Annotated in this window: 13 protein-coding genes; 8 read left to right on the forward strand and 5 right to left on the reverse strand. The window is 66.3% G+C overall.

Annotated features, from left to right (window positions below; genetic code table 11):
• Positions 1–12 precede the first annotated feature (12 nt).
• Genes G0D83_RS31315 through G0D83_RS31330 form a run of 4 tightly spaced genes read left to right on the forward strand, consistent with a single transcriptional unit; the run spans position 13 to position 3,338 of the window.
• Positions 13–933, forward strand: a complete 921-nt coding sequence (locus G0D83_RS31315; protein ID WP_164198608.1) for a branched-chain amino acid ABC transporter permease — start codon at positions 13–15, stop codon at positions 931–933.
• Positions 930–1,913 (forward strand): branched-chain amino acid ABC transporter permease, encoded by a 984-nt coding sequence (locus G0D83_RS31320; RefSeq protein ID WP_164198609.1) that lies wholly within the window; start codon positions 930–932, stop codon positions 1,911–1,913. The genes G0D83_RS31315 and G0D83_RS31320 overlap by 4 nt, the downstream gene beginning before the upstream one ends.
• Positions 1,906–2,655 carry an ABC transporter ATP-binding protein gene (locus G0D83_RS31325; protein ID WP_164198610.1) on the forward strand — a complete coding sequence of 250 codons (750 nt, stop codon included), beginning with the start codon at positions 1,906–1,908 and terminating at the stop codon, positions 2,653–2,655. Before G0D83_RS31320 ends, G0D83_RS31325 begins: the two co-directional genes overlap by 8 nt.
• Positions 2,652–3,338 (forward strand): ABC transporter ATP-binding protein, encoded by a 687-nt coding sequence (locus G0D83_RS31330; RefSeq protein ID WP_164198611.1) that lies wholly within the window; start codon positions 2,652–2,654, stop codon positions 3,336–3,338. Before G0D83_RS31325 ends, G0D83_RS31330 begins: the two co-directional genes overlap by 4 nt.
• A gap of 109 nt (positions 3,339–3,447) precedes the next feature.
• Here the strand turns inward: G0D83_RS31330 and carB are convergent, their stop codons facing one another.
• A complete protein-coding gene (gene carB, locus G0D83_RS31335) occupies positions 3,448–6,795 on the reverse strand; it encodes a carbamoyl-phosphate synthase large subunit (RefSeq protein ID WP_164198612.1) in 3,348 nt (1,115 codons plus the stop codon).
• A gap of 288 nt (positions 6,796–7,083) precedes the next feature.
• The gene (locus G0D83_RS31340; RefSeq protein WP_164198613.1) at positions 7,084–8,316 is read right to left on the reverse strand and encodes a cyclopropane-fatty-acyl-phospholipid synthase family protein; all 1,233 of its coding nucleotides are present in this window, start codon (positions 8,314–8,316) and stop codon (positions 7,084–7,086) included.
• 183 nt (positions 8,317–8,499) lie between these two features.
• Between G0D83_RS31340 and aspS the strand changes: the two genes are divergently transcribed.
• Together aspS and G0D83_RS31350 are read left to right on the forward strand one after the other, a co-directional pair.
• Entirely contained in the window at positions 8,500–10,281 is a 1,782-nt protein-coding gene (aspS, locus tag G0D83_RS31345; protein WP_164198614.1) for an aspartate--tRNA ligase, read from the forward strand.
• 17 nt (positions 10,282–10,298) lie between these two features.
• Positions 10,299–11,030, forward strand: a complete 732-nt coding sequence (locus G0D83_RS31350; RefSeq protein ID WP_164198615.1) for a BglII/BstYI family type II restriction endonuclease — start codon at positions 10,299–10,301, stop codon at positions 11,028–11,030.
• A gap of 85 nt (positions 11,031–11,115) precedes the next feature.
• Here G0D83_RS31350 and G0D83_RS31355 read toward each other — a convergent pair whose 3' ends face one another.
• The 3 genes from G0D83_RS31355 to G0D83_RS31365 form a co-directional block, all read right to left on the reverse strand.
• On the reverse strand, positions 11,116–11,748 hold the full coding sequence (locus G0D83_RS31355; RefSeq protein ID WP_108967350.1) for an MT-A70 family methyltransferase: 633 nt from the start codon (positions 11,746–11,748) through the stop codon (positions 11,116–11,118).
• A 238-nt stretch (positions 11,749–11,986) separates the two neighbouring features.
• Entirely contained in the window at positions 11,987–12,463 is a 477-nt protein-coding gene (locus G0D83_RS31360; protein WP_164198616.1) for a hemerythrin domain-containing protein, read from the reverse strand.
• Positions 12,464–12,540: 77 nt separating this feature from the next.
• Positions 12,541–13,275, reverse strand: a complete 735-nt coding sequence (locus tag G0D83_RS31365; protein WP_235958236.1) for a response regulator — start codon at positions 13,273–13,275, stop codon at positions 12,541–12,543.
• 165 nt (positions 13,276–13,440) lie between these two features.
• Here G0D83_RS31365 and mce point away from each other — a divergent pair, with 165 nt between their 5' ends.
• On the forward strand, positions 13,441–13,845 hold the full coding sequence (mce, locus tag G0D83_RS31370; protein WP_164198617.1) for a methylmalonyl-CoA epimerase: 405 nt from the start codon (positions 13,441–13,443) through the stop codon (positions 13,843–13,845).
• A 9-nt stretch (positions 13,846–13,854) separates the two neighbouring features.
• Entirely contained in the window at positions 13,855–14,148 is a 294-nt protein-coding gene (locus G0D83_RS31375; RefSeq protein WP_164198618.1) for a DUF1467 family protein, read from the forward strand.
• Positions 14,149–14,178: the final 30 nt, after the last annotated feature.

A 14,178-nucleotide genomic window follows, 5' to 3' on the forward strand; every position in this document is an offset into this window, starting at 1 on the left:
ACGGACCACAGAATGACCCCCATCCTCATCGCCGAGCAGGTCCTCAACGGCCTGCAATCGGGCGTGATGCTGTTCCTCATGGCCGCCGGGCTGACGCTGATCTTCGGCGTCATGGGGCTGATCAACCTCGCCCACGGCTCGCTCTACATGATCGGCGCCTTTGCCGCGGCCGCAACTGCCGCCGTAACCGGCTCCTTCCTGCTGGCACTGGTCGCGGCGCTGGCCGCCGCCGCCGCCGCGGGCGCGCTTGTCGAGCGGCTGGTGATCCGCAGGCTCTACGACCGCGATCACCTCGACCAGGTGCTGGCCACTTTCGCGCTGATCCTGATCTTCTCGGAAGGCACGCGCTGGATCTTCGGCTCCTTTCCCCTCTATCTCGACATCCCCGAGGCGCTCTCGGGGCCGGTCACCCTGCCGGGGGGCATCCAGTATCCGCTCTACCGGCTCTTCATCATCGGCATGGGCCTTGTCGTGGCCGCGCTGCTGTTCTGGCTGATCGCCCGCACGCGGCTCGGCATCCGCATCCGCGCCGGCGAGAACGACCGTGAGATGATTGCCGCGCTCGGCGTCGACATCGCCCGGCTCTACACGCTGGTCTTCGCACTCGGCGCGGCGCTGGCAGGGCTGGCCGGCGCGCTCGTTGGGGCCATCCAGTCGGTGCAGGTGGGCATGGGCGAGCCGGTGCTGATCCTTGCCTTCGTGGTGATCGTCATCGGCGGCATCGGCTCGATCGAGGGGGCGCTGGTCGGCGCGCTGCTGGTCGGTCTTACCGACACGCTCGGTGGTATCTTCCTGCCGCAACTCTTCGGCCTCTTCATGGACCCTGCCGCCGCCACCCAGACCGGCGCGGCGCTGGCGTCAATGGCGATCTATGTGCTGATGGCGGCCGTGCTCGTCTGGAAGCCGACCGGACTATTCGGAGCGAAATCATGAGCCGCGAACGTCTTCTGGGGGCGGTGGTGCTGCTGGCGCTTGGCCTCGTGCCGCTGGCCGCGCATTTGATGGGCGAGCCCTTCACCATCACCCTTGCGACCCGGGCCGCGATCCTTGCGCTGGCCGCCGTGGGGCTGAACATCGCGCTTGGCCTCGGCGGGTTGGTGAGCCTCGGCCACGCCACCTTCTTCGGCATCGGCGGTTACGCCATGGGGATCCTCGCCAGCCATGTGCAGAACTACGAGCCGATGTTTGAATGGCCTTTCCTCTTCGAGGGCTCGACCTCGATGCCGGTCATTTGGCTGGTGGCGGTGCTGGCCTCGGCGCTGGTCGCGTTGCTGATCGGGCTGCTGGCGCTGCGGACCTCGGGCGTCTACTTCATCATGATCACGCTCGCCTTTGGGCAGATGTTCTACTTCTTCTCGATCTCCTGGAGCCGCTACGGCGGCGAGGACGGCATGTCGATCTACGTGCGCAACGGCTTCCCGGGGCTCAACACGCTCGACCCGATCCAGTTCTTCGGCCTGTGCTACGCGGTGCTGTGCCTTGTGCTGCTGGGCGCGCACCTGCTGGCGCGCAGCCCCTTCGGGCTGGCGCTCGGCGCAGCGCGGCAGAGTCCGGACCGGGCGCAGGCGGTGGGGCTCGACCCCAAGCGGCTGCGGCTGGTGGGCTTCGTCATCTCGGGCGCGATCACCGGCCTTGCGGGCGCGCTCTTCGCCGATCTCAACCGCTTCGTCAGCCCGACGATGTTCAGCTGGCAGACCTCGGGAGAGATCATGGTCTTCATCATCCTCGGCGGCGTCGGACGGCTGTTCGGCCCGGTGGTCGGGGCAGCGGTCTTCGTGATGCTCGAGCATTGGCTCGGCGACATGTCGGAATACTGGCACATATGGCTCGGGGTTCTGCTGCTCGCCGTGGTGCTCTTTGCACGCGGCGGCCTGGTCGGGCTGATCGCGGGACGGGAGCGCGCCCATGACTGACGCCATTCTCGAAACCCGCGGGTTGGTGAAGACCTACGGCGCGCTGCGCGCTTCGGACGGCATCACGCTCGACCTGCGCCCCGGCGAGATCCACGCGGTGATCGGTCCCAACGGCGCCGGCAAGTCGACGATGATCAAGCAGCTCTCGGGCAATATCGCGCCGGACGAAGGCACCGTGCATTTCCTCGGCAAGGATGTCACCGGCCTCAGCACCATGGCCCGCGCCCGCATGGGTCTGGCGCGGACCTTTCAGGTCTCGGCGCTGGCGATGGAGGACACGGTACTGCAGAACGCGGTGCTGGGCGCGCTCGGGGCGACCGCGTCGCCATATCGCTTCTTTCGGCCTGCGCTGAAGCGCGCGGAATTGCGCGACCGGGCCATGGCCGCGCTGGACCGCATGGGATTGGCGGACCACGCCGCCACCGTGGTGAGCGAGCTGAGCCACGGCCAGCGCCGCCAGCTCGAGGTCGCGGTCGCGCTGACGCTGCAGCCGAGGGCCTTCCTGATGGACGAGCCAATGGCCGGTCTCGGCGGCGAGGGCTCGCAGCAGCTCACCGGCATCCTCGACCGGCTGCGGACCGAGGCGCCGATCCTGCTCATCGAGCACGACATGGATGCCGTCTTCGCGCTGGCCGACCGGATCTCGGTGCTCGTCTACGGGCGGATCATCGCCACCGGTACGGTAGACGAGATTCGGCGCAGCCCGGAGGTGCGCGACGCCTACCTTGGAGATGCCGAATGAGCCTTCTGGAACTGCACGACCTGACCGCCTCCTACGGCGCGTCCCAAGCGCTTTTCGGCGTCTCTCTGGAAATTGCCGAGGGCGAGGTTCTGGCGCTCATGGGCCGCAATGGCATGGGCAAGAGCACCACTGTCCGCTGCCTCAGCGGGATGATGGCGGCCGGGGGTGTCCGGCGCTTTGCCGGGCAGGACATCGGCAAGCTTCCCTCGCACAGGGTGGCGCGGCTGGGGGTCGGGCTGGTGCCCGAGGGACGCCGGTGCTTCCGCGATCTTACGGTGACCGAGAACCTTATCGCCGCCGCCCGCCCGGGTCCGTGGGACCAGGCGCGGGTCGAGGCGCTGTTCCCCCGGCTGGCGGAGCGCCGCACGCAGGTGTCGGGCACGCTCTCGGGTGGCGAGCAGCAGATGCTGGCCATCGGCCGGGCCTTGATGACCAACCCGCGGCTCTTGGTGCTGGACGAGGCGACCGAAGGGCTCGCCCCACTGGTGCGTCAGGAAATCTGGGACGCGCTGGGGGTGCTCAAGCGCGAGAGCGGCCTGTCGATCCTCGTTGTCGACAAGGCGCTGTCGGAGCTGGCGCAGGTCGCTGACCGCGCGGTGATCCTCGAGCGCGGGCGCTCCGTCTGGGACGGGGTGTTCGCCGAGGTGAAGGGTGAAGTGGCGGAGCGGTTTCTGGGGGTGTAGGCGACGCGGGCTCGCCTTGGCTGCGGGCGGTACGGGTGGTCGCGCATGGGTCTCAAAGGAAAAGGGGCGGGAAAATTTCCCGCCCCTTCCCGTTTACGATGCCGTAGGCTTAGGCCTGCAGCGGCTTGACCACCAGGTCGCCCTCTTCGCGCGCCTGCATCGCCTGCGCGGCGGCATGGGCGCCGGCAGCGGTGGTGAAATAGGGGATCTTGTCGTAGAGCGCGACCGAGCGGATGGCGCTGCTGTCCGAGATCGACGCCGCGCCCTCGGTGGTGTTCAGCACCAGCTGCACACCGCCATCCTTCAGCAGGTCGACGACGTTGGGACGGCCCTCGTAGACCTTCTTGACCACCTCGCAGGTGATCCCGGCCTCTTCGAGGAACTTGGCCGTGCCGACGGTGGCGAGGATCTTGAAGCCGAGGTCCGACAGGATCTGCGCCGCCTCGACCATCTGCGGGGTCTTGTCCTGGTCGCGGATCGAGATGAACACCGCGCCCTCTTCGGGCAGATGCGTGCCCGCGCCCATCTGTGCCTTGAGGAAGGCGCGCGGGAACGAGCGGTCCCAGCCCATGACTTCACCGGTCGAGCGCATTTCCGGCCCGAGGATCGTGTCGACGCCCGGGAAGCGGGCGAAGGGCAGCACGGCTTCCTTGACCGAGAACCACGGCATGTTCGGATCGGCCAGCGTCATCGGGTCCGCCAGCGGCAGCGCGGTGTCGTAGTCGGCGTTCTCGGGGTAGGGTGCGCGCAGCGGGAAGGCCGAGAGCTTCTCGCCCGCCATGATCCGCGCGGCGATCGAGGCGATCGCGCTGTCGGTGGCCTTGGCGACGAAGGGCACGGTGCGCGAGGCACGCGGGTTCACCTCGATGAGGTAGATTTCCTCCTCGCCCTGCTCGTTCTTCTTGATCGCGAACTGCACGTTCATAAGGCCGACCACGTTGAGCGCCTTGGCCAGCGCCACGGTCTGCTCCTTGATCTGGGCGATGATCTCGTCCGAGAGCGAGAAGGGCGGCAGCGAGCAGGCACTGTCGCCCGAGTGGACGCCGGCTTCCTCGATGTGCTGCATGATGCCCGCGACGTGCACGTCGGTGCCGTCGCAAAGCGCATCGACGTCAAGCTCGGTCGCGCCCGACAGGTAGCTGTCGAGCAGCACCGGGCTGTCACCCGAGACCACGACAGCCTCGGCGATGTAGCGCTCGAGGTGGGCCATGTCGCGGACGATCTCCATCGCCCGGCCGCCCAGCACGTAGGAGGGGCGGATCACCAGCGGGAAGCCGATCTCGTCGGCGATGGCCAGCGCCTGCGCGTCGGTCGAGGCGATGCCGTTGCGCGGCTGCTTGAGGCCAAGCTGGTTGACCAGCGCCTGGAAACGCTCGCGGTCCTCGGCGAGGTCGATCGCGTCGGGCGTGGTGCCGAGGATCGGGATGCCCTCGGCCTCGAGCGCGTTTGCCAGCTTCAGCGGGGTCTGGCCGCCGAACTGCACGATGACGCCGTGCAGCGTGCCGTTGTCCTGCTCGACGCGCAGGATCTCCATCACGTGCTCGAAGGTCAGCGGCTCGAAGTACAGGCGGTCCGAGGTGTCGTAGTCGGTCGACACGGTCTCGGGGTTGCAGTTGACCATGATGGTCTCGTAGCCGGCCTTGGTCAGCGCAAAGCAGGCGTGGCAGCAGCAGTAGTCGAACTCGATGCCCTGGCCGATGCGGTTGGGCCCGCCGCCGAGGATCACCACCTTCTTGCGGTCCGAGGGACGCGCCTCGCATTCGACCTCGCCCATCATCGGCATCTCGTAGGTCGAGTACATGTAGGGCGTCTGCGCCTCGAACTCGGCGGCGCAGGTGTCGATGCGCTTGAAGCTGGCGACGACGCCGAGGTCGGTGCGGCGCTTGCGCACGTCCTTCTCGGCAAAGCCGGTCAGCTTGGCGAGGCGGGCGTCGGTGAAGCCCATGATCTTCAGCGCGCGCAGGCCCTCGGCGTCGGTCGGCAGGCCGTTCTCGCGGACCTGCTCCTCGGCCTCGACGATCTCGCGAATGCGGGCAAGGAACCACGGGTCGAACATGGTCACGCCGTGGATTTCGTCATCGGTCAGACCGTGGCGCATCGCCTGCGCGATGGTGCGCATCCGGTCCGGGGTCTGCTGGCCGATGGCCTTGATGACCGCCGATTTCTCAGGCGCGCCGGGGATTTCCACCTCGTCGAAGCCGGTCAGGCCGGATTCCATCGACGCCAGTGCCTTTTGCAGCGATTCGTGGATGGTGCGGCCGATGGCCATCGCCTCGCCCACCGACTTCATCGCGGTGGTGAGATGCGGCTCGGAGCCGGGGAACTTCTCGAAAGCGAATTTCGGGATCTTGGTGACGACATAATCGATGGTCGGCTCGAACGACGCCGGGGTCACCTTGGTGATGTCATTGTCGAGCTCGTCGAGCGTATAGCCCACGGCCAGCTTCGCGGCGATCTTGGCGATCGGGAAGCCGGTGGCCTTGGACGCCAGCGCCGAGGAGCGCGAAACGCGCGGGTTCATCTCGATGACAACCATGCGGCCGTTGTCGGGGTTCACCGCCCATTGCACGTTGGAGCCGCCGGTCTCGACCCCGATCTCGCGCAGCACGGCGATCGAGCCGTTGCGCATGATCTGGTATTCCTTGTCGGTCAGGGTCAGCGCCGGAGCCACGGTGATCGAGTCGCCGGTGTGCACGCCCATGGGATCGACGTTCTCGATGGCGCAGACGATGATCGCGTTGTCCGCCTTGTCGCGGACGACTTCCATTTCATACTCTTTCCAACCGAGCAGCGACTCGTCGACGAGGATCTGGTTCACCGGCGAGGCATCCATGCCCGAGCGGCAATAATGCATATAGTCTTCGCGGTTGTAGGCCACGCCGCCGCCGGTGCCGCCGAGGGTAAAGGCGGGGCGGATGATCGCCGGAAGGCCGATGTCTTCCAGCGCCTCAAGCGCGATGGCCACGCCGGCGTCGAGGTCGGCCTTGCCGTTCGCCTTCTTCGGCGCGGTGACGATGGTCGCGCGCGGGTTCTCGAGCCCGATGCGGTCCATCGCCTCGCGGAACAGGGCGCGGTCCTCGGCCATCTCGATGGCGTCGCGCTTGGCGCCGATCATCTCGACACCGAATTTCTCGAGCACGCCCATTTCCTCGAGCTTCAGCGAAGTGTTGAGGCCGGTCTGGCCGCCCATGGTCGGCAGCAGCGCGTCGGGGCGCTCCTTCTCGATGATCTTGGCAACGACCTCAGGGGTGATCGGCTCGATATAAGTCGCATCGGCGAGCTCGGGATCGGTCATGATGGTGGCCGGGTTCGAGTTCACCAGGATGACCCGGTAGCCTTCTTCCCGGAGCGCCTTGCAGGCCTGGGCGCCGGAGTAGTCGAATTCGCAGGCTTGCCCGATGATGATGGGCCCCGCCCCGATGATCATGATGGATTTGATATCGGTTCTTTTAGGCATGGGGCACCTTCATGTGATGTCAGTCGCGGTCGGGCAGGGGGCAGCGCGCGACGGAGTCGCCGCTCCCCGCAAATTGTCGTGCGTTATAGACAGAAGCTTTGCCCACGCAACCCCAGATCCGCCTTGTTTTCCTCTGCAAAGCAAATGGCGGCGACAGCGACGTGACAGCGGCGTGGCCGGAGCGTGACGCCACGTTGCCCAAGGGTCACGGAGTCTTGCCCGAATTTCAACAGCAAGCGCCGGGCCGAGGGGGCGGCCCGGGTGGGTGAGCCGTTCGGCTGCGCGCCCCTATTGCGCGGCGTGCAGCATTTCCTGTTCGCGGTCCCCGTAGAGATAGTCCCGGGTGGTCGGCACGGCGTACTGCTTGTGCGACAGCTGCACGTGGAAAACGCCCTGCCGGGTTTCCTCGAAGGCCGCCTCGCAGACCACGAGGTAGAGGCGCCACATGCGGATGAACCGCTCGTCGTAACCCAGGTCGCGGACCTTCGGCAGCGCTGCCTCGAAGCGGCGGCGCCAATGGTTCAGCGTCGGCCCGTAATGACCACGCAGCACTTCGACATCGGTGGCCCAAAGGCCGGACTTCTCGACCGCGGCGGACACTTCCGAGAGGCTGGGAACGTAGCCGCCGGGGAAGATGTATTTGTCGAGCCAGGGCGAGGTCGGCGCGGGCGGGGCGGTGTGCCCGATGGTGTGAATGAGCGCGACGCCGTCCGGCGCGAGCACCTCCTGCACCTTGGCGAAATACTCGCGCAGGTGCGGGAAGCCCACGTGTTCGAGCATCCCGACCGAGACCACCCGATCGAAGCGGTTCGCGATCTTGCGATAGTCGAGCAGACGGAAGTCGGTCTTGTCGGCGAGCCCGGCTTCCTCGGCGCGGCGCCTGGCGGTGGCGAGCTGGTTCTCGGACAGGGTCACCCCGGTCACATGCACGCCGTAGTCGCGCGCCAGCGTCAGCGCCATGCCACCCCAGCCGCAGCCGATGTCGAGCACCCTCATCCCGGGCTTGAGCAGCAGCTTGTGCGCGATATGGTCCTTCTTGGCCTTCTGCGCGGCCTCGAGGGAAATGCCCGGATCGGTGAAATAGGCGCAGGAATACTGCATGTCCTTGTCCAGGAAGAGCCGGTAAAGATCATCCGAGATGTCGTAATGGTGCTGCACGTTGGTCTGCGAGCGAAGCGGGTTGTTGCGCTGCTCGATGCCACGCAGCGCGACGCGCATCCTGTCCATGGCCGAGAACCAGCTGGGCATCTTGCCCGACTGCTGATTGCGCACCAGCAGAGCGACGAAAGCGTAGAGCCGGTGCGGCGGGCAGTCGATTCTGCCGTCCATGTACCCCTCGCCGAGCGCCAGCACAGGGTTCGTACAAAGCTCGCCGATGATGCTGTCCTCGGTGAGCGTGACCTCGGCCTCCGGACCGGCTCCGGGTCCGTAATCACGACAGGTGCCGTCAGGCCAGGTGACCCGCAAGCGCCCTTCGACAATGAGTCTTTTCAATATCCGTTCGAGCAAGGTCTGCCACATGCCGGCCCCCCTTAACTGCGTGAAGTGCAAAAAACGGGTAAAAACGCCCTGAATCGCAAAAAGGTTCCCAGACGTTACAACATGAACGAAATATGGCAAATACCGTGGGCCTCCCTTGACTTCCCGCGGCTCTAGCGGTGTATCGGCGCCTAACTTTCCAGCAGTTTCCGAAGGGCAAGAGCCATGCATGCCTATCGCAGCCATACCTGCGCAGATCTGACCAAGGCCAATGTCGGCGAGACCGTGCGTCTCTCCGGCTGGGTGAACCGCATCCGCGATCACGGCGGCATTCTCTTTATCGACCTGCGCGACCATTACGGCATCACGCAAGTCCTGTGCGACCCCGACAGCGCCGCCTTCGCGGAGGTCGAAAAGGTGCGCTCGGAGTGGTGCATCCGCATCGACGGCGAGGTGAAGGCCCGCGACCCCGAGCTGGTGAACCCCAAGCTGCCGACCGGTGAGATTGAAGTCTTCGTGCGCGGCATCGAGGTGCTTGGCGCGTCGAACGAGCTGCCGCTGATGGTCTTCGGCGAGCAGGAATACCCCGAAGAGACCCGCCTGCGCTATCGCTACCTCGACCTGCGCCGCGAGAGCATGCAGCGCAACATGACCCTGCGCTCGGATGTGGTCGCCTCGATCCGCCGCCGCATGTGGGACAAGAGCTTCCGCGAGTTCCAGACGCCGATCATCACCGCCTCCTCGCCCGAGGGCGCGCGCGACTTCCTCGTGCCGTCGCGCCTGCACCCGGGCAAGTTCTACGCGCTGCCGCAGGCCCCCCAGCAGTTCAAGCAGCTGATCATGGTGTCGGGCTTCGACAAGTATTTCCAGATCGCGCCCTGCTTCCGTGACGAGGATCCGCGCGCCGACCGCTCGCCGACCGACTTCTACCAGCTCGACATGGAAATGAGCTTCGTCGAGCAGCAGGACGTCTTCGACACCATCTCGCCGGTGATCGCGGGCATCTTCGAAGAGTTCGGCGGTGGCCGGAAGGTCGATGCGCCCGGCGAATGGCCGCAGATCTCCTACCGCGACGCGGCCAAGTGGTACGGCACCGACAAGCCCGACCTGCGCAACCCGATCAAGATGCAGGACTGCTCCGAGCACTTCCGCGGCTCTGGCTTCGCGATTTTCGCCAAGCTGCTCGAGCAGGAGGGTACCGAGGTCCGCGCCATCCCCGCGCCCACCGGCGGATCGCGCAAGTTCTGCGACCGGATGAACGCCTTTGCCCAGAAAGAGGGTCTGCCTGGCATGGGCTACATCTTCTGGCGCGACCAGGGCGAGGGCATCGAGGCCGCCGGCCCGCTCGCCAAGAACATCGGTCCGGAGCGCACCGAGGCGATCCGTCAGCAGCTTGGGCTCGACGTCGGTGACGCCGCCTTCTTCCTCGGCGGCAAGCCCTCGAGCTTCGAGCGCGTGGCGGGCAAGGCGCGCGACGTGATCGGTGCCGAGCTGGGCCTGACCGAGACGGACCGCTTCGCTTTCGCCTGGATCGTCGACTTCCCGATCTACGAGAAGGACGACGAGACCGGCGAGATCGACTTCGAGCACAACCCCTTCTCGATGCCGCAGGGCGGCATGGAGGCGCTGATGGGCGATCCGCTCGACGTGCGCGGCTACCAGTATGACCTGGCCTGCAACGGCTACGAGCTGGTGTCGGGCGCAATCCGGAACCACAAGCCCGAGATCATGCTCAAGGCCTTCGAACTGGCGGGCTACGGCGAGGAAGAGGTGAAGAACCGCTTTGGCGCGCTCTTCCAGGCCTTCCACTACGGCGCCCCGCCGCACGGTGGCTGCGCGGCGGGCATCGACCGGATCGTGATGTTGCTGGCGGACGAGCAGAACATCCGCGAGGTCATCATGTTCCCGATGAACCAGCGCGCCGAGGACCTGATGATGCAGGCGCCTTCCGTGCCTGCCTCGGACCAGCTGATGGAACTCTCCCTGCGGGTCATCCCGCAAGAGTGACCGCAGGGGAAGTTCCGGTGCTAGAGACGCTCAGATCCCGCGGCTTCGATGTCGAAGTGCGCAACCATGCCGCGGCGATCCTGAGCGTCGATTTCCCCGAGGAGACGGCCGAGCTGGTCGAGACGCTCTCGGAGTTCAGCATCGAGCTGTCGGAGCTGATCGCCGGCGGCGGTGGCGAGTCGGGTCAGACCCAGCGGTTGCGGCGCGCGCTCGCCGCCCGCGGCTGGGCCAAGCACAACTTCCTTGTCCAGACCATCGTCGACGGTGTCGAGCGCGAGGCGATCTCACACGAGATCGACCACGTGCGCCGAGGCGGGGCGGGGCGGCTCGCACTCGAGATCGAGTGGAACAACAAGGACCCGTTCTTCGACCGCGATCTCGAGAACTTCCAGCGCCTGCACGCACAGTCGGCGATCTCGCTGGGGATCGTGGTGACGCGCGGGTCTTCGCTGCAGGACCGCATGCTGCCACGCATCCGCGGCTGGCTCGAGGCGCAGGGGCTGCAATCGGAAGAAGACCTGCAGAGGCTCGGTATTGGCGACCGCACTGCCAAGCAGCGCGCGGCGGTCGAGGCGCAGGTCGCCAGGGGCGTGTCCTTCCCCGAGGCATTTGCCCGCAAGTTCGTCGGCGACAAGTTCGGCACTGCCACCACCCATTGGTCTAAGCTCGACGAGCGCGTCCGCCGCGGCGTCGGCAATCCCTGCCCATTGGTGCTGATCGGCCTGCCGGACGCGATCCTGTCGGGCTGACGTCCCGAAGCTCCGGCGCTTCGGAAATGTTCAGAAGCGACCAAAGCTCGCCAGACGTCGAGCAGAGCCCTGGGGCGGGCGCCCGTTATTCCGCCGCGACGCTCGAATTGTAGCTGTAGGTTTTCCAGGTCGGCTTGTAGTCGGCATCGGCCTGGTTGCCCCAGACCGTCCAGCCCTCGCGCACGCCACGCCCGAACATTTCGAGATAGGGCCCCTTCGAGCAACTCTCGATCAGCGTGTACTGCTCGTCGGGCTTGCGCGAGTGTTCGCGCTTGCGGGTCTGGATCATGTTGACCTGGCGCCGCCCCGCTGCTTCGGTCCGAGCGCTTTTGCCACGGGTTCCGAAGAGCAGCAGCTCGGTCACGTTGCGGAAGTAGAAACCCACACCGCGCCCGTCCGAACCGCCGTCCTTGCGAATCTTGTGCCAGACGATGTTCGACTTGTATTCGAAGCCCCAAGAGCTGAGCACCTGAAGCCCCTCGGGCAGCAGCGCGTTGGGCACCCAGAGGTAGCAATGGGCCGTGTCCTGCAGGTGGTCGGCCACCGGCAGTGCGCAGATGTCCTCGAGCGTCATCGTGGGATAGCGCGCCAGGCGCTTATGTTCGGGGGCGACCTTCCCGGTGCGGTTGGTGAACCGCCAAGGCGGATCGGCCATCACAGTGGCGAACCGGTCGTCCCCAAGGAACTCGGACAGATGTTGCGCGGCGCTTTGTGTCATCGTCGAAATATAGCCCCCAGATCGAGCAAATGTCACGCGGCTTTCGCGCCCCGCGCGAGGCATTTACGCTCTATGGCAGGGCGCGAACAAAAATGGAACGATTCGACGCTGGGGAAGGCGCCCGATTGCCTCGACGTTGCGGAGCTTGGTCTAGCCCCGGCGCGCGCTGAGACGGACCAGTCAGCCGCGCCGGGGGGCTCGGGCCCCCTCCGGCGCGGCACTGTTCCAAGCGCGCAGGTCAGTCCTCGAGGTGATCTTCCTTCTTCTCCTCGATCAGCCCCAACTCCTTTTTCTTGCGGTCAAGGAAGCGCTGGCCGTAGGCATCATTGTCCTCTTCGCCGACGACCTTGCGGGCACGGGCGAAGACGTCCTCCTCTTCTTCGTCCATGTGGTGCTCGTAATCATGCTTGAGCGTGCGGAAGCGCGTCAGCCAGCCGGGCGAGGACATGTCCATCTCGTTTAATTCCTCGAGGATCTCGTCCATCTCGGCGTGTTCATGCACGGAATGGCGGGCGGCGTCCTGGCCCCAGGTGTGCTGCATCAGCTCGGAATAGAACTCTTCTTCCTCGGCGGCGGAGTGGGATTTGATGTCGCGGTAGAAGGTGTTCCAGGCCTCGCGGCGCTCGGGGCTGTCGCCGGTGGTCTCGTCGATACGCTCGAGCAGAGCGCGATGCGTCTCGTGGTCCTTCTTGATGGCGTCGTAAATCGAGGTCATGGCAGCTCTCCGCGTGCAGATGGCGATTGCGCAGGCAACGCAGAGAGAGCTGCGCGGGTTCCGTCTGGTGGGAGGGCTCAGATCGCTATGCGGGTCGCCATGCGCTGGTGCAACAGGGCAGAGAGCTGCGTGAGCGCCTGCGTCGTCGGGCGCCGCTCGGCCCGCGCCGCGGCCAGCGCCCGCGCCGCAGCCTCGAGCGCGCTGTCCCCGGCGCTGCGTGCCAGCCCGGCAAGAAACTGCGCGATATAGTCGGCGAGCCCGGGCTCTCCGGCCTCTTGCAAGAGCGCGGCGGCATGGGCGATGTCGTCCTGGTAGGCCAGCGGGTCGGGGGTGATCGGGTCGTCCGAGACGAGCCGGATGCCGCCGGGTTTGCGGCTGTCGGGCAGGGCGGCGATAATCGCGTTCTGAAACGCGAGCAGGCTGCGCAGCGGTTTTTCGAGGAAACCGTCAGCCCCGGCGGCGCGCAGCATGTTCTCGGCAAAGGGATCGCCGCTGATGCCGAGGATGACCGGCAACCGCGGGCTGCGTGCCACCAGCTCGGCGATCAGCCCCGCACCCGATCCGTCGGGCAGTCCGAGGTCGATCACCGCGACGGTTGGCCGGTAGAGCGACAGGTGGCGTCGCGCCGCCTGCAGGCAGTCCGCCCGGCGGATCCGCGCGCCGCTGCGCAGGGCCATCAAACGCAGCGCATCGCAGGCGTAGCGGCTGTCTTCCACCGCGAGGATCGTCATGCCGAGCAGGGGCCGGGTGGCGGTGGGGCGCGGTGGAAAGGGCGTGTTGCGGTTGCTGTCGGTCATGTCGCTGTCGGTCATCTGGCCTTCCTCGATAGAGCGGTCGGGCGGGGCCGAGAAGGGACGCCCGCGCCAGTCCATCGTGCCCCGCCTTGGCTAATGGGCGGTTAATGGACGCACCCGGCTTGCGGGGCAGGGGCCGCACGCGCGATAACCGGGCGACGCGAGGATTCGAGGGAGAGTGTCATGATCGGTCGTCTCAACCATGTCGCCATTGCCGTGCCCGATCTGGAGGCGGCCTCGGCGATGTACCGTGACACGCTGGGCGCGGCGGTCGGCGCGCCGCAGGACGAGCCGGACCATGGCGTGACGGTGGTGTTCATCGAGCTGCCCAACACCAAGATCGAGCTGCTCTACCCGCTCGGGGACGAGTCGCCGATCCAGGGCTTTCTCGACAAGAACCCCTCGGGCGGCATTCACCACGTCTGCTACGAGGTCGAGGACATCCTCGCCGCGCGCGACCATCTCAAGGCACAGGGGGCGCGGGTGCTGGGCAATGGCGAGCCGAAGATCGGCGCGCATGGCAAGCCGGTGCTTTTCCTGCACCCCAAGGATTTCCAAGGCACGCTCGTCGAGCTGGAACAGGTCTGAGGACACATCATGGCAATCACTTCCGGCATCGTGCTCTTCGCGGTCATCTGGTTCATGACCTTTCTTTGCGTGATTCCCGTGCGGCTGAAGACGCAGGGGGACCTCGGCGAGATCGTGCCCGGCACCCACGCTGGCAGCCCCGAGGTGCACAACCTCAAGCGCAAGGCTTGGATCACCACCGGCATTTCGGTTGTCCTGTGGGGAATCTTCGCGGGGATCATCTTCAGCGGGATGATCTCGGTCCGGGACATCGACGGCTGGATGTTCAACCGGATGGGCCCGCCCTTGACGGCTGGCGAGTGACCCCGCCAGCCCCGGCTTTCTAGCCTGATT

It is taken from the genome of Salipiger sp. PrR003 (assembly GCF_010500785.1).
Taxonomy (GTDB): domain Bacteria; phylum Pseudomonadota; class Alphaproteobacteria; order Rhodobacterales; family Rhodobacteraceae; genus Salipiger; species Salipiger pacificus_A.

What these genes read in the sequence shown, in the direction of transcription:
- G0D83_RS31320 (WP_164198609.1), top strand. Translation starts at nt 930, where the DNA reads ATGAGCCGCGAACGTCTTCTGGGGGCGGTGGTGCTGCTGGCGCTTGGC.
- G0D83_RS31375 (WP_164198618.1), top strand. Translation starts at nt 13,855, where the DNA reads ATGGCAATCACTTCCGGCATCGTGCTCTTCGCGGTCATCTGGTTCATG.
- G0D83_RS31365 (WP_235958236.1), bottom strand. Translation starts at nt 13,275, where the DNA reads ATGACCGACAGCGACATGACCGACAGCAACCGCAACACGCCCTTTCCA.
- G0D83_RS31340 (WP_164198613.1), bottom strand. Translation starts at nt 8,316, where the DNA reads ATGTGGCAGACCTTGCTCGAACGGATATTGAAAAGACTCATTGTCGAA.
- G0D83_RS31330 (WP_164198611.1), top strand. Translation starts at nt 2,652, where the DNA reads ATGAGCCTTCTGGAACTGCACGACCTGACCGCCTCCTACGGCGCGTCC.
- G0D83_RS31315 (WP_164198608.1), top strand. Translation starts at nt 13, where the DNA reads ATGACCCCCATCCTCATCGCCGAGCAGGTCCTCAACGGCCTGCAATCG.
- carB (WP_164198612.1), bottom strand. Translation starts at nt 6,795, where the DNA reads ATGCCTAAAAGAACCGATATCAAATCCATCATGATCATCGGGGCGGGG.
- mce (WP_164198617.1), top strand. Translation starts at nt 13,441, where the DNA reads ATGATCGGTCGTCTCAACCATGTCGCCATTGCCGTGCCCGATCTGGAG.
- G0D83_RS31355 (WP_108967350.1), bottom strand. Translation starts at nt 11,748, where the DNA reads ATGACACAAAGCGCCGCGCAACATCTGTCCGAGTTCCTTGGGGACGAC.
- G0D83_RS31360 (WP_164198616.1), bottom strand. Translation starts at nt 12,463, where the DNA reads ATGACCTCGATTTACGACGCCATCAAGAAGGACCACGAGACGCATCGC.
- aspS (WP_164198614.1), top strand. Translation starts at nt 8,500, where the DNA reads ATGCATGCCTATCGCAGCCATACCTGCGCAGATCTGACCAAGGCCAAT.
- G0D83_RS31325 (WP_164198610.1), top strand. Translation starts at nt 1,906, where the DNA reads ATGACTGACGCCATTCTCGAAACCCGCGGGTTGGTGAAGACCTACGGC.